Here is a 15299-nt window from a genome sequence, read left to right as displayed (position 1 = left end):
GAGTACCTTTAACGATCAAAGTTAAAGGTTACGACGTTTATTGAAAGGATTGAATGAGTCGATTTAAAGACGCTTACCTTTGATGCCAAAGATGTAGTCCCTTATATTATCTCGCAAGTGATTGGCGGCATTATAGCCGGGGGCGTGCTATTTGTGATTGCTTCAGGCCAAATGGGGTTTGATGCTGCGGCATCTGGTTTTGCTTCGAATGGTTTTGGCGACCACTCACCGGGCGGCTACTCCCTCACAGCTGCGCTGGTTTGTGAAGTGGTCATGACCATGGTATTTCTGTTTGTGATAATGGGTGCAACGGACTCAAAAGCACCTGCTGGGTTTGCACCGATTGCAATTGGTCTTTGTTTAACCCTAATTCACCTTATTAGTATTCCTGTGACTAATACCTCGGTGAACCCTGCACGAAGTACTGGCGTGGCGGTATTTGTCGGGGATTGGGCTGTTTCACAATTATGGCTATTCTGGGTGGCACCGATCATTGGTGCAGTGCTTGGCGCTGTGATATACAAAGCGGTAAGAGGCTCAGATTAAGCTCTGGAAAAACTCTTAAGCAATAAGCAATAAGCAATAAGCAATAAGCAATAAGCCGCTTAGTGATGATTCACCAAGCGGCTTTTTTAGATTTTGTGACGGCCGAGTAAGGAGTGCGAAAGCGTGGTGCCATCCACCAGCTCTAACTCACCACCAACGGGAACACCATGAGCGATACGGCTAGCATTCACTCTATGAGCATTACATAGCTCAGCAATGTAATGCGCGGTCGCTTCCCCTTCAACAGTCGGGTTGGTCGCTAAGATGACTTCAGAGATATCACCACGGCGCAGACGGTAGTCCAACACATCGAGACCGATGTCACTTGGACCAATACCATCAAGTGGTGAAAGGTGCCCCATCAGCACAAAGTAACGGCCTGAATATTGACCCGTTGCTTCTATTGCTGCTATGTCTGCAGGGCTCTCTACTACACAGATTTGTCCGTTATCCTGACGTTTAGGATTGGTACAAATATGGCAAGTATCTTCTTCGGTAAAAGTACGGCACTCATTACAATGACCAATTTCGGTCATCGCTTGACTAAGAGCTTCAGCCAGCTGTAGGCCGCCTTTTCTATCGCGCTGTAACAAATGAAAGGCCATACGCTGCGCAGACTTGGGGCCAACCCCAGGTAGACAACGTAAGGCCTCCATCAAATGCTCCAGCATATGACTGGTACGCATAGTTAACCGTTCTAATTTTCAACTAATGGACTGTTCAACACAAACCACTACCTGAATTAATCTTTAAGAATAAGTTACTTAGAAAGGCATCTTCATACCTGGTGGAAGTTGCATTCCACCAGTTACGCTAGCCATTTTCTCTTTTTGAGTTTCTTCAACGCGACGAGCCGCATCGTTGAAAGCCGCAGCGATAAGATCTTCAAGCATCTCTTTATCGTCTTCCATTAGGCTTTCATCGATATCAACACGGCGAACGCTGTGGCTACCAGTGATCGTTACTTTTACAAGGCCAGCACCTGACTCACCTGTAACTTCCATATTTGCGATTTCTTCTTGAAGCTTTTGCATGCGCTCTTGCATTTGCTGGGCTTGCTTCATCATGTTGCCCATACCGCCTTTACCAAACATGTTAATACTCTCTGGTCTAATTGGTTTATTAAAATTAATTAAGCTATACGAGCTTAAATGGGGGTTAAAACAGTGTGATTCAACCCCTCGATGTTCAGTTCTCAGATTTGCTTATCTGGGATGATACGCTGGTCACTAAACGAAAAAACGTTCTAGATAGGACGAACGCTGTCTCTGTCGAGCTCCGCAGCAAACCGCCTTTCGATAAACTGTACGTTGGCATCGTTTTCCAAAGCGGTAAACGCGTCTTTCAATTTGCCTTGGTACAACCTTTCTCGTAATTCTAGTGGCGTTTCCCCACCATCACCAATTTCAACACTCAAATGGCACTCTTCGCCGAGCACAGTATTGAGAGACTGTAACAGCTCACTCTGCGCACGGTCTGTATTCAAATGAGCTTGGCTCGCTCTTAACGTTAAGGTGATGGATGTGTCATTTTTCGTAAATACTGAATTCAGTGCAAGCTGCTCGACAAGTTTGGCAGTCTCTAGCTTTTGAATCGTGGCGGACCACTCATCTTGAGCGATCGACTCTTGCAGCAACTTTTCAACCATTTCTGGCGTCTTAATATGCTCTAACGCGCGTTTGATCTGAGTCGGTGTTAGCTCTTTGCTGACCTCTTTCTCTACAGGTTTAGACGGTTTCCAACGATAAGGTTCATTCTCATTGGTCACTTTTTCTGTTGAAGAGGCTTTTAAAGAAGCTGGCGACACCCGCTCAGAACTACCGTGTTGCTGGGCAACTCGGTCGAGTACTGACGTTTTTGCTGGTGTCGCTTTAGCCTTTTTTGGCGCTGAGCCTTTACCTTCCTGCGCGGCACTACCTCTACGTTGAGAACGTAATTGGTGACGTAAACCACTCACAGGCGAAGTTACACGTGCTGATTGCCCTTGCGAAGCCGAGGAAGCAGAAGGTGTAGCGCTTGGCTGTTGAGTCGGGTTCTGATAATTCGTTTGTTGCTGCTGAGGCTGCTCTGCACCGTAGCTTGGACGCTCATCATAAGCCGGTGGTGCATCATACTGGCTATGCGGGTAATCCTGTTCTGGATAACCTTGGTTGCCTGAGTGTTCAGCATAACCTTTCGAATCTGAATACTGTGTCGGATTCTGCTGCGGAGCCTGTTGTACGGGTTGCTGCTGCATAGCTTGCTGTTGAGACGCCTGTTGTTGCATCTGAGGCTGTCTAGGAGCTGCCATTGGCGCAGGTTGGCTCACTGGCTGAGCAACACTCTGAACCTGATTTTGTGCCGATGTTGCAACAGGACTTATCGACTGAGTCGAAATAGCCGTGGCAGCCGCTTGTTCAGCCGGTCTAAATGCCAACATGCGTAAAACTACCATCTCAATACCAACACGAGCGGTTGGCGACAACGGTAAGTCTTCACGACCTTTCAACACTATTTGATAGTAAAGCTGAATGTCTTGCGGGCTTAGCACTTTGCTCAGTAGTTCAAGCTTTTCAGCGTCAGGCTGCGCTGTGTCTAATGTTGATGGCAGAGTTTGAAACATCGCTAAACGATGCAGCTGGGTCGCAAGCTGATTAAGCAATCCATCCCACTCAACGCCATTTTCAGCAAGAGCTTGAATACACGCCATCGCTTGCTGTGGCTGCTTACTGCTGATCGCTTCAAGCAAGTGAATCGCTTGGTCGGTGTCCAGTGTGCCGAGCATGTGAGCAACAGTACCTGTTACGACATTGCCATTACCCAATGCAATCGCTTGGTCAGTAAGGCTTAGCGCATCACGCATACTGCCATCAGCAGCATGAGCAATCATTCCAAGTGCACGAGACTCAGATGTCACATCTTCTTGTTCAAGAATATGATCGAGCTGCTCGTGAATATTATCAACGCTGATCGGCTTAAGGTGGAACTGCAGACAACGCGACAGAATCGTCACAGGAAGCTTTTGTGGATCGGTCGTTGCGAGCAAGAATTTCACATACTCAGGCGGCTCTTCTAACGTCTTTAGAAGCGCGTTGAAACTGTGCCTAGAAAGCATGTGTACTTCATCGATAAGGTAAACCTTGAAGCGACCACGTGCAGGCTTGTACTGAACATTGTCTAGAAGCTCGCGGGTATCTTCTACCTTGGTTCGTGATGCCGCATCAATCTCAAGTAGGTCAACAAAGCGACCTTCATCGATCTCTTTACAGGTGGCACATTCACCACAAGGAGTTGACGTAATGCCTGTTTCACAGTTGAGTCCCTTAGCAAACAAACGGCCGATGGTTGTTTTACCAACACCTCGTGTACCGCTGAACAGGTATGCATGGTGCAACCTATTCTGGCTAAGGGCATTCTCTAATGCTGTTAAAACATGGGCTTGACCAACCACTTCTTTAAATTTGGTTGGTCGCCATTTTCGCGCTAACGCAAGATAGCTCATGAATAATTCCGAAAAGGATTAGTGACCGTCGAATTCGCAGATGCTAAACACTTCTAGACCTAAGCCTTGTAAGCGCTTGTCACCACCGATTTCTGGAAGGTTAATAACAAATGCAGCGTGTTCTACCACACCACCAAGCTGACGAATCAACTTAGTGGTTGCTTCAATCGTACCACCCGTTGCGAGCAAATCATCAACCATAAGCACTTTATCACCTTCAACAATGGCGTCGGTATGGATTTCTAGCGTATCGGTACCGTACTCAAGTTCATAAGATTGTGCCACTGTCTCACGTGGCAGCTTGCCCGGCTTACGAACAGGAATGAAGCCAACACCTAGTTCAAGTGCAAGAGGCGCACCAAATAGGAAACCACGAGCTTCAGTACCAACGATCTTAGTAAAACCCATGTCCTTGTATGTTTCCGCTAGCAGATCGATAGTCGCTTTGTAAGCGGCTGGGTCTTCCATCAAGCTTGTTACGTCACGGAACAAAATACCCGCTTTAGGGTAATCAGGAATGCTTTTGATGCTTGCTTTGATCAGAGAGATTTTTTCTGTGTTCATAATCTTATGCACTTCATTAGGCCGCTTTCCAAACCCTCGTTAACGAATCAAACATCAACGCTCAGAATTAAGGAAAGGTACGATTGGTATTCATTGCAACGAGAGTCATAACCCTAATTGCCGAAATAATAAACGCCCGCTATATAAGCAGGCACACTGGCTTAATGGTAGTGACTTTCTTTGCTGTCAGCAACCAACTCATGGGTCGGAAGCCGCATAAACCATGTGAGAAGAACAACAAGTATACAAATTAAGAAAGCCTTGACCCAAATGAGCGGGGCTAAGTAAATCGATAACGCAAAACTCAGCACAATAAAGAAGACGCCGCGCGCTTTTACTTGCTTGGTTACCGCACCGTGTTGATGCCAGTTATTCAACAAAGGGCCTAGCGTTTTGTGCTGGTGCATCCATTGATGAACTTTCGGATTGCTTCGCATAAAGCATGCGCTAGCAAGCAGGAGAAAAGGAGTGGTTGGTAGAAGAGGTAAAATAATCCCTAAAACCGCAAGAAATATACAAAGACCACCAGCAATATTCAGGCTGAGAACTCGAACGCTAATTGTGGCCTCCTTGAGTTAGCTATCACCAATCGGCAATGACAGCTTAACTAGAATGTTGCGTAACCATTAAATACACGGGTCAACGTAAGTGTTGCTGGTAGCAATGGAATCATTAAAAATGCGGCTAAAAATCCTAAAAAGTAGAATACATTAAACGGGTCTTGAAAGTCTTTGTTATCGGCCATGATTACTTCTTATTTGTGTTAGTAAAGGTAAGTATCTGGCGAACCAAACCCGCTTTGCTAAATCGACATTTAACAAAAAGGGCACAGTCACACCACTTGCGTAACCATATCCCAACCAATTACTCACAAAAACCGAGAGAATATAGGGTTAATCGATAACTCCTTGGCAGATATCTAAACTAAAACTGGCTGTGCCAAGTAGGCTGAGTGACAATTTACAACCTTTTTCAATCGGTAAATCTCTTGTAATGAAGTTCTTTTTACAGCCCTCACCCAAACGCACACCGGCAGCAATCTGTTGGTTTATTTGACCATTCGACCAACGTCCATCTAAACCTGCAGGTAAAATAGAGACCGTTCCCTCGACGAGATTGGCGACACCAAATAAGGCATTAACCGGAGTTACACATTTAGAGCAACGCATCCCCTTCTCCACAATTTCAGCGATATCCTTGAGATCAGCATTCAAATCTTTTCTGTTTCTTAAGTAATCATGGAACAGCGCTCTCACCAATAAGGTGGTCGCGGAGCCGCCATTATTTGGCGACGCCGAATCGACGAGGTAAAAAGCAAACTGCCCATTCATCATCCACGCGTAATCAAACACTAATGGCATCATCTCGGTTGATTGCAGTAGTCGATAACTGCAACGCCATGAACCTTGTTGTGTGTCTTTTTCAGGAAGCAACGCATGCAGGAGATCTTTAGCGGCGCTTGGATTGTCTTGCAAGTAATTGAGATGCCAATGGAGCTCTTGGTCTTCCGGAATTTCACCTCCACCATCGACACAGAACCATTGGCTAGAAAAGTCTCGCTGATCTGAAACATTATCGAATGAGTCGACTAATGTATTCGCTATCGCACTGCCTAAATGGCGATGGTCAACTGGTTTCATTAAAAAATCTTTAATGCCAAACTTTAATGCTCTCGCGACATCGGACATGTCGTCGGTTGCAGACACAACGATCATCGGCATTGATGGATACTCTAAACTGAGCTCTTCGACAAGCTCGATACCGTCCAAAATCGGCATCGATAAATCACACACGATTAAATCAGGTGCTGCCCCTCTAAGCTTTTGCAGAGCCTCCAGTCCATTCTCAACCTCAACCACTTTATAGCCAACCTTGTGTAAGTACTTGCTAGTTATATGGCGAAAAATAGGATCATCATCAACTAACATGACGCATTTTTGATCGATAATTTCCTGAGCCGAGGTCATTACTGTCTGACTGTGAGTTTTGTACATAATCTCTAACCTCACAAAACGTAGTCGAATTATTATCGTTATAGGTTCTAAGAACTAATATAGAACTTAGTAACAAAATGATAAATACACAAATACGCACTCTTTACTGGTAATTCGTAACCAGGGTTGGAATACTATGTAAATAATGCAACAAGTTGACGTAACACAAACATGGATCCCAGTATTACGTTTAAATTAATCCAGTCTGTAAACAAATGTGTCAGAACTTATGAAATTAGATGATTTAAACCTCTTTCGACTCGTCGTTGAAAATGGGAGCTACACCGCAACATCGCGCAAAACTATGATTCCAGTTGCGACGATTACACGACGCATCCAAGCCTTAGAAGACTCTCTCAATCTTAGGCTTCTCAATAGGCACGCGCGTAAACTCTCCTTAACGGAAGCTGGTGAACGCTTTTTTAATGAATGCTCTCCACTACTAAAACGCCTTTCTTCTACTGCAGAAGAGCTCACCGACGTGTGTAAAGGGGCTTCTGGTAAGATTCGTATCACGGCACCAACCAACCTGACCAAGCGCATGATGATGCCGATGTTCAGTGAATTCATGGTTCAATACCCTGATATCAATATTGAGTTGATGATGAACAACCAAGCCGATCAGCTTGATCCAACGGAATGGGATGTAATTTTCAGAGTCGGTCCACAACGTGACTCCAGTCTAATCGCAAGAAAAATTAGCGAAGTGAAAGACATTCTTATCGCCAGCCCAGATTACTTAGCTAAAAACCCTGCACCAACTCATGCTGAAGAACTCGCTAACCACTCACTTCTTAAGGGTTACCCACTCATCAAGTGGCAACTGAGTAATTCAAATGAAGAAACCGTCATCAATAGTGAGAAAGGTCGCTTCAATGCCAATGCACTCAATGTCGTGAGACTAGCCTGTACTGAGGGCCTAGGAATCACCCTGATGCCTGACGTCATGATCAAAGAATACATTGAAGATGGTAGTTTAGTGCAAGTCTTAGAAGACTGGAGTGCCAACTCTCGTGATATTTATATGCTTTACAATCACAAAGACCACTTGCCAGAGAAGGTGAGATTGTTCATTGATTTTGTGATCGCCTACCACATTCACTAGCCCCTCTTTTCCGCAAACAAAAAACCAGAGCCGATGCTCTGGTTTTTGTTATTCAGCTCTTTTGCTAATGAAAAACTAAGCGCCTTCGTTATGTAGCTCTAGATTGGCAAGCTCTTGTTGGATCTCACGCTGAACTTTTGAGTCGTCATTCCGCAATGAGTCTAGGAAATCAAGGTAGGCTTGGTCAATATCGCCCGTTACATACTCACCGTTAAATACTGATGTATCAAAACGCGCAATATCTTGATTCCCCATACCCACTGCTGAGATTAAATCCGGCAATGTTTGGAAGATCAAAGCGTCAGCACCAATCTGCTTGCAAATCGTTTCATTGTCACGGCCATGAGCAATCAACTCTGTCGCGCTCGGCATATCAATACCATAGACATTAGGGAAGCGAACCTCAGGCGCGGCTGACACCATAAAGACTTTAGTTGCACCCGATTCACGAGCCATATCAATGATCTGCTCTGAGGTGGTACCACGAACAATAGAGTCATCCACCAGCAGTACGTTCTTACCCTTAAACTCAGAGCGAATCGCATTGAGCTTGCGGCGAACAGACTTCTTGCGCTGCTGCTGGCCTGGCATGATGAACGTACGACCCACGTAGCGGTTTTTCACAAAACCTTGGCGGTAAGGCTTGTTGATCGCTTGAGCAATACGCAGTGCAATGTCATTTGATGTTTCTGGAATTGGGATCACCACATCAATATCTAAGTCTGCGTACTCTTCTTTAATGCGCTTACCGAGTATTTCACCCATTTCAACGCGTGCGCTGTAAACTGAAATTTTGTCAATAAATGAGTCCGGGCGTGCAAAGTAAACAAACTCAAAAATACATGGGTTGAGCTGTGGATTGTCTGCACATTGCTTCGTGAAAAGCTCACCATCGAATGTTGTATAGATAGCCTCACCAGGTGCGACATCACGCATGAAATCGAAACCGACGGCATCAAGTGCCACCGATTCAGACGCCACCATGTACTCTGTTTTGCCAGCAACTTCACGCTTACCAAGGCACAATGGGCGAATGCCATGTGGGTCTCGGAATGCGATCATACCGTGGCCGATGATCATTGCGGTAACGGCGTAAGCGCCACGGATAGTGCGGTGCACATTTGCCACAGCGCGGAAAACGTCTTCTGAGGTGACATTACCCTTAACAGTATCGATCTCATGAGCCAATACGTTCAGCAGAACTTCAGAGTCTGAGGTGGTGTTTACATGGCGACGGTCTTTCTCGAACAACTTCTCACGAACTTCGTTTGCGTTCGTTAGGTTGCCGTTGTGAGCCAACGTGATGCCAAAAGGCGAGTTTACGTAGAAAGGCTGAGCTTCTGACGCGCTTGAACTGCCTGCAGTCGGGTAACGAACATGGCCAATGCCAACGTTACCTTGGAGGCGTTGCATGTGTTTTGCTTCAAAAACATCTTTGACTAAACCATTCGCTTTACGCAGACGAAAACGATTGCTTTCTATGGTACAAATACCAGCGGCATCTTGACCACGATGCTGCAATACAGTTAAAGCGTCATAAATAGACTGGTTTACAGGTGTTGAACCCACGATTCCAACAATACCACACATGTCCTAACCCTCGATTTTTCGACATTAACTGGCGCTAAAGTGCGCCAGAAGATAAGAAACTTGATGTCGCTTCGATATGTTCAAAAAAAGGTTCTATTACCATTCTAAAATGTGGAACAAGTTGAGAATTATCCCACCATTCGCTTTCATTTAAGCTGGTAAAAGTATCAACAAAGAAAAGTATTGCTGAAATAATGAGTACACCTCTTAGTGCCCCAAAAACAATACCCAATACTCTATCGGTACCAGACAAACCTGTTTTCTGAACTAGCTGACCGATGACATAGTTAACTAAGGCACCAACAACTAACGTTGCAACAAACAATGCTGCTATCGCAGCTCCGTTTCGAAACATCTCATCTTCAATATTGGTGAAGTACACGGCTAATTTAGCGTAGTACTGGCTAGCAATAAAAAATGCTCCAAACCAAATAACGAGTGACAACGCTTCTTTAGCGAAACCACGAACTAAACTGATCACGGCAGAGAAGCCGATCACGCCTAAAATGACAAAATCTAACCAATTCATGAATTCTTCATCTCAAGTTGGGGCGCATTTTAACAGAAAAAATGCTGACGCAAACGTTTACTTACGGATTTAACGGTTTAAATTTGAGCAATTGACCTTTTGAACCCGTAATTTTTTCTAATTCCTTAATTTGTCGCTCAAGTTTGGATTTAGAGACATCTGGGCCAATAATTACTCGCGTAAAAGTTTTTTCTTGCTTAGTGTGAGCCTGGTAACCTCGCTTTTGTAAATCCTTAACAACGTTTTTTGCGTTGTCAGCATTCTTCAAAGCCATCAGTTGGATGAGCCAAGCACTGTCTTGGTATTCATTTTTTTCCGGTACTGGCTTCACGACAACCGCCACTTTGTCTGCTTCTTTACTATTGGAAGCTGACGCCGTTTGCATATCTGAGTTATCGCCTCCCCCACTTTCAATCACTTGCTCAACCGGAGAGTCCGGCAGTGCAATTTGATCTTCTACAGGGGCAAGAACTTCAAACACTTCAACGTTACTATCAAGCTCTGGCTTAATCGGAATGCTTGCGAACTCTTCCTTATAGTGGAGCTTTTTACCATCGAGTAGATCGGGCAATACAATCACGCCAATGGCCACTAAAATGATGGTGCCAACGAGTCGGCTTTGGAATTTACTTGCCATTTAGTTTCCTTTTTTCTGCCAATGCTCCAACACCTCACCCACGGTATGGAAAGAACCGACAACCAACACCACATCGTCACCTTTAACCGCAGTTAAAGCCGCTTCAAACGCCGCGACAGGGTTTGAGTACTGCTCTACACCTTGTGGTAGGCTTTGACACAATTCAGCGGATGTGGCTGCGCGTGGCCCTTGTAATGACGCTGGGTACCACTGTGTTGCGATAGGGGCTAATACTGCCAATGTCGTTGGAATATCTTTGTCATGAAGCATAGCGACGACAACGTGTAAATTTTTGCCTGCGTATTGCTTCGTTACTTGCTGCGCAAAGTACTCGGCTGAATGTGGGTTGTGTGCCACATCAAGAACAATCACGGGTTGATCGCTAATTTGTTGCATACGCCCAGGAAGTTGTGCGTTCTTCATACCATTAACGACATTCACATCACTGATGCTAAGTTCTGAAGTGCCTAATGCCATCAACGCGGTTGCTGCGTTTGGTAGCGGTAGGCTTGGAATAGGTAGAGATTCTAATTGGAATGCACCGCTGCGCCAGTTCCAAGTATCGCCATCCACATCATAGGTATATTGGATGCCGACTTGATAGAACTCAGCCTTAATATCATCAGCGTGCGCTGCAACCGTCGCCGGTGGCTTAGGTTGACCACAGATAGCTGGCTTACCACTACGATAGATACCCGCTTTCTCAAAACCAATGACATTGATGTCGTCACCAAGCCAGTCAACATGGTCGACGGCTAAGCTAGTGATCACCGACACATCGTGCTCAACAATATTGGTTGCGTCTAAACGCCCGCCTAACCCCACTTCTAATAACACAACATCAACCGCTTCCGTTTGAAAAGCACGTAATGCGGCTAAAGTGCCGTATTCGAAAAAACTCAGACTGATTTCGCCACGCTGCCTCTCAATGAAATCGAAAGATTGAACCATCTTTTCATCGGGTAGATCTTGACCATTAATACGAACACGTTCGTTATAGCGAATTAAGTGGGGAGAGCTGTAAACACCAACCGAATAACCGGCATCTAATAGAATGGCTTCCATCAGGGCACACGTTGATCCTTTACCGTTGGTTCCGGCAACAGTAATCACATGTTGAGCAGGTTTGGTGAGGTTTGCCTTAGAGGCGACGGCCTGAACTCGGTCTAGCCCAAGATCAATAGCACTGGTGTGGATGTTTGATAAATAATCAAGCCACATCTCCAAAGAGGATGTGGCTTGAGGAATAGGTTGTTGACTCATCTAACTCATAACCATAATAAAGTTGGTTTGTTAGAAGGTACTTTACCCTTTTTCTGGCGCTTCTGGTACTTCATAAGTAGCTTCATTCGGTGAATCGTTCACAGAAACTACTAATGGTGAAGGTTGGTTGGTCATTTTAGCAACAAGGCTTGCAACACGCTGACGCATATCACGACGGTCAACAATCATGTCGATAGCACCGTGATCAAGTAGGAACTCACTGCGCTGGAAACCTTCAGGAAGATCTTCACGTACCGTTTGTTCGATTACACGACGTCCAGCAAAACCGATCAGTGCCTTTGGCTCACCAATGTTGATATCACCAAGCATAGCCAAACTTGCAGAGACACCACCCATAGTTGGGTCAGTCATGACTGAAACAAACGGTAGGCCTTTGGTAGACAAACGCTCTAAAGCGGCACTGGTTTTGGCCATTTGCATTAGAGACATCAATGCCTCTTGCATACGAGCACCACCACTGGCAGAGAAACAAACCAAGCCACAATTGTTTTCAATTGCCGCGTCGACAGCACGAACAAAACGCGCGCCAACAACCGAGCCCATTGAACCACCCATAAAGGAGAATTCAAAAGCACAGGCTACAATCGGTAACCCCATTAGTTCGCCTTGCATTGCTACAAGCGCATCTGTTTCGCCACTGTTCTTTTGAGCCGTAGAAATACGTTCTTTGTAACGCTTAGAGTCTTTAAACTTGAGCTTGTCTTGTGGCTCAAGATCCATACCTAGTTCAACGCGCTCACCTTTGTCTAGGAAGGTATCCAGACGACGGCGTGCTTTCATACGCATGTGATGATCACATTTTGGACATACTTCTAGGTTACGCTCTAATTCAGCGTGGTACAGAACCTGCTCACAAGATGTACATTTAGTCCAAACCCCCTCAGGGATGGACGCTTTACGAGATGTTACGATGTTGCTTTTTTCTAAAATCTTTTCAAGCCAACTCATGGAAGACCTTTTATATCGATTCTTCCGCTTGATTGCGAAAGAAATAAATTTGGGAATTATGCGTGGGAATTAAAGCACATAAAACAGCGACTGTGGATCAAAAACTGGTTGTACCTATTTTCTTTAACTATTCTACCCACGAAACCGTGATCATTTTTGAATCTAAGTCTCACATTTAGTTCAAATTATCCGGTAAAAATAGCGGGCCAATCGGCTCTCGTGGTAGCTCAAAATGTTCAGGATAATCAACATCCACCAAATAAAGGCCTTCTGCTTTAGCCGTAGCACCAGCCAATTTACGATTTTTAGCTTCAAGAAGCCACTGAATCCATTCTGGTTTCTGATCGCCCTTACCCACCATAATTAGGCTACCGGTGATATTTCGCACCATATGATGCACAAACGCGTTCGCTTTAATATCGATCACAATATAGTGGCCATGACGGGTCACGTTTAAGTGAATCATATTTCGCCAAGGGCTGCGTGACTGACAATGCGTGGCTCTGAACGACGTAAAGTCATTCTCGCCTAATAAGTATTGACCCGCTTCGTGCATTTTTTTCTCATCAAGGTGCCCATGATAATGGCTCACTCCTGAGTTTAAAATACCAGGGCGTAGTGCATGGTTAAAAATGATGTAACGATAACGGCGTGCCGTTGCAGAGAAACGAGCATGGAAATCCTCATTAACTTCTATCGCCCAGCGCACCGCAATATCTTTTGGCATATTGGCATTGGCACCCATTGTCCACGCCACCATTTTACGGTCAACATTGGTTTCAAAGTGAACAACTTGCCCTGTACCGTGAACCCCAGCATCGGTTCGACCTGCGCACTGAACTTCTACAGGGTGATTGGCGACAACCGAAAGAGCCTTTTCCAATTCTTCTTGGACACTTTTCACATCTCGCTGGCGCTGCCAACCAAAGTAGTGGGTACCGTTATATTCAATACCTAAAGCAATTTTCATGTTCTTGTTCTCTTTGAAAATGGGCGACAAAGTATATACGGAAATGAGAGCTATCCCAAATAGGATGGGGTTAAATCGACAATAATCAAAAAAAGTCATCCAAAAATAAAGGGTAGCATTCGCTACCCTTGGTGTTTCGTTGGATTTATCGACCGTTTAGCCTGTCAATAAGACTCTTTGCCTCACGTCGAATATCATCACTGCCATCAACAATCGCTTCTTCTAGGAGCTTAATAGCCCCTTTAGAGTCACTCATCTCGATATACATTTTGGCCAAATCCAGCTTACCTGCCGCTTCTGCATTGCTATCGACATCAAAGTTATCGATATCACCGATCACATCAGGGAATTCATTTAAACCAACGTCAAGCTTGAGCTCTTCATCATCCGGGCTAATAACCGTTTCACTTTCTTGCTCAACTTGAGCCATCAGTTCATCGATCGTCATGTATTGCTTATCACTATGATTGCTCGAGTCGGCTAAGTTGTCTTGCTCCGCCCAATTCTCTTTTGTGATTTTCGGTTCAGTTTGCTGCTCTGCCGACGCCCAGATCTCTTGCTGATCATCTGGGACATCATGATGTAGGCTAGATTGTTGCTCTGGCGCTAAATTAAAGCCCTTCCAATCTTCGCCGCCCACTTCAAGCATGGCATCAATATCTAGCCCTGCGCTATCAATCGATGTGGCATCGAGTGGCTGTTTGAACATGTTATCGGCAGAATCTTGCGTCTCTTCTGAAAGCAACTCAGCTAACGCTGTTTCACCAAAGTTATCAAGATTCTCTGGTTGCTCTTGAGCTGTACTTAAAACTGCAGGTGAGCTTGGTGCGGACCCAGGGGGGGTATCACCCGCCAACTCTGTCTCATTAAACTCTGAGAAATCGCTAGCCCCATTAAAGCTTTGCGGGTTTGAGAACAAATCATGCAGCACGTCTTGCTCTTCCCCCTGTGGGCTAAACGCCGTAATCGAGGCCGGCTTTTCTTCAAACGCATCCGAGATGGCTTCATCTTCACCGTATTCTGGCAGCTCAAATTCATCCAACTCTATGCCTGAGTCGTGTGCAACAGGCTCTGGATTACTTTGCTCGATGTCATCTAAAATCGAGTCCGCTTTGGCACTCTCTTCATCGTATTCAGGAAGCTCAAGGTCATCGAACTCTAGCTTTTCTGTATCAAGCGCTAAATCTTGCTCTAGCTGTGCTTCATCAGGCTCACTAATGACTTCCGCCAACGCGTCTTCTTCGCCAAACTCTGGAAGCTCAACGTCATCAAACGAGAACTCAGGTTCGCCTTCTTGCCCTAGCACTTCAGCTTGTGTATCGGCTTCAGCTTGTGCCTCAGTTTCAACTTGCGGTGCCATTTCTACTTGAGGCTCAGCGTCAAGTGTAGGTTCAACAGCAGGTGCCACTGGCTCTGGTATTACTTTAACATCAGATTTAACATCGGCTTCGGTTTCAGCTTCAGCCAATGTTTCTTGTGCCGACGTATCTTCTTCAATCAACCAATCATCGTCTTGTGGTACGCCAAATTCATTGGGGATGATCTCTGGCATATTAGCCGCACGGACTGGCTCAGGCTCTGGCTCTGGCTCTGGCTCTGGCTCTGGCTCTGGCTCTGGCTCTGGCTCTGGCTCTGGCTCTGGCTCTGGCTC

The 15299-nt window shown here is 45.4% G+C and carries 14 protein-coding genes and 1 pseudogene; 2 read left to right on the top strand and 13 right to left on the bottom strand.

Features of this window, described 5'->3' with window-relative positions:
• Positions 1–78: 78 nt before the first annotated feature.
• Positions 79–546 (top strand): annotated as a pseudogene (gene aqpZ, locus Q1A70_RS16455) (aquaporin Z); the annotation flags it as partial.
• 86 nt (positions 547–632) lie between these two features.
• On the opposite strand, the gene recR reads toward aqpZ, so the two are convergent.
• The 6 genes from recR to Q1A70_RS16425 all read right to left on the bottom strand — a co-directional run bounded on the left by recR (position 633) and on the right by Q1A70_RS16425 (position 6585).
• Positions 633–1232, bottom strand: a complete 600-nt coding sequence (gene recR / locus Q1A70_RS16450; protein ID WP_299693989.1) for a recombination mediator RecR — start codon at positions 1230–1232, stop codon at positions 633–635.
• 78 nt (positions 1233–1310) lie between these two features.
• A complete protein-coding gene (locus Q1A70_RS16445) occupies positions 1311–1640 on the bottom strand; it encodes a YbaB/EbfC family nucleoid-associated protein (RefSeq protein WP_017062338.1) in 330 nt (109 codons plus the stop codon).
• A gap of 152 nt (positions 1641–1792) precedes the next feature.
• Positions 1793–4027 (bottom strand): DNA polymerase III subunit gamma/tau, encoded by a 2235-nt coding sequence (gene dnaX / locus Q1A70_RS16440; protein WP_299693984.1) that lies wholly within the window; start codon positions 4025–4027, stop codon positions 1793–1795.
• An 18-nt stretch (positions 4028–4045) separates the two neighbouring features.
• Entirely contained in the window at positions 4046–4591 is a 546-nt protein-coding gene (apt, locus tag Q1A70_RS16435) for an adenine phosphoribosyltransferase (protein ID WP_019823185.1), read from the bottom strand.
• A gap of 161 nt (positions 4592–4752) precedes the next feature.
• Complete coding sequence (locus tag Q1A70_RS16430; RefSeq protein WP_299693992.1) at positions 4753–5124, bottom strand: YbaN family protein; 372 nt, start codon at positions 5122–5124, stop codon at positions 4753–4755.
• 360 nt (positions 5125–5484) lie between these two features.
• Positions 5485–6585, bottom strand: a complete 1101-nt coding sequence (locus tag Q1A70_RS16425; protein ID WP_299693980.1) for a response regulator — start codon at positions 6583–6585, stop codon at positions 5485–5487.
• A 229-nt stretch (positions 6586–6814) separates the two neighbouring features.
• Between Q1A70_RS16425 and Q1A70_RS16420 the strand changes: the two genes are divergently transcribed.
• The gene (locus tag Q1A70_RS16420) at positions 6815–7690 is read left to right on the top strand and encodes a LysR family transcriptional regulator (RefSeq protein ID WP_299693977.1); all 876 of its coding nucleotides are present in this window, start codon (positions 6815–6817) and stop codon (positions 7688–7690) included.
• A gap of 75 nt (positions 7691–7765) precedes the next feature.
• Here Q1A70_RS16420 and purF read toward each other — a convergent pair whose 3' ends face one another.
• The 7 genes from purF to Q1A70_RS16385 form a co-directional block, all read right to left on the bottom strand.
• Positions 7766–9280: an amidophosphoribosyltransferase gene (gene purF / locus Q1A70_RS16415; RefSeq protein WP_299693974.1), complete on the bottom strand. Its 1515-nt coding sequence runs from the start codon at positions 9278–9280 to the stop codon at positions 7766–7768.
• Between the two features lie 34 nt (positions 9281–9314).
• Positions 9315–9809, bottom strand: coding sequence for a CvpA family protein (locus Q1A70_RS16410; protein ID WP_299693970.1), 495 nt, complete (start codon positions 9807–9809; stop codon positions 9315–9317).
• A 61-nt stretch (positions 9810–9870) separates the two neighbouring features.
• Complete coding sequence (locus Q1A70_RS16405) at positions 9871–10446, bottom strand: SPOR domain-containing protein (protein WP_299693967.1); 576 nt, start codon at positions 10444–10446, stop codon at positions 9871–9873.
• Positions 10447–11709, bottom strand: a complete 1263-nt coding sequence (gene folC, locus Q1A70_RS16400) for a bifunctional tetrahydrofolate synthase/dihydrofolate synthase (RefSeq protein ID WP_299693964.1) — start codon at positions 11707–11709, stop codon at positions 10447–10449.
• 42 nt (positions 11710–11751) lie between these two features.
• Complete coding sequence (gene accD, locus Q1A70_RS16395) at positions 11752–12678, bottom strand: acetyl-CoA carboxylase, carboxyltransferase subunit beta (RefSeq protein ID WP_299693961.1); 927 nt, start codon at positions 12676–12678, stop codon at positions 11752–11754.
• Between the two features lie 175 nt (positions 12679–12853).
• Complete coding sequence (gene truA, locus Q1A70_RS16390; RefSeq protein WP_299693958.1) at positions 12854–13648, bottom strand: tRNA pseudouridine(38-40) synthase TruA; 795 nt, start codon at positions 13646–13648, stop codon at positions 12854–12856.
• A gap of 145 nt (positions 13649–13793) precedes the next feature.
• The coding region (locus Q1A70_RS16385) for a FimV/HubP family polar landmark protein (RefSeq protein ID WP_299693954.1) at positions 13794–15299 on the bottom strand (1506 nt) is incomplete at its 5' end.

It is taken from the genome of uncultured Vibrio sp. (assembly GCF_947488985.1).
GTDB lineage: Bacteria > Pseudomonadota > Gammaproteobacteria > Enterobacterales > Vibrionaceae > Vibrio.
Note: the sequence above shows the minus strand (reverse complement) of the source record. Positions and strands in the feature narration are given on the sequence as shown.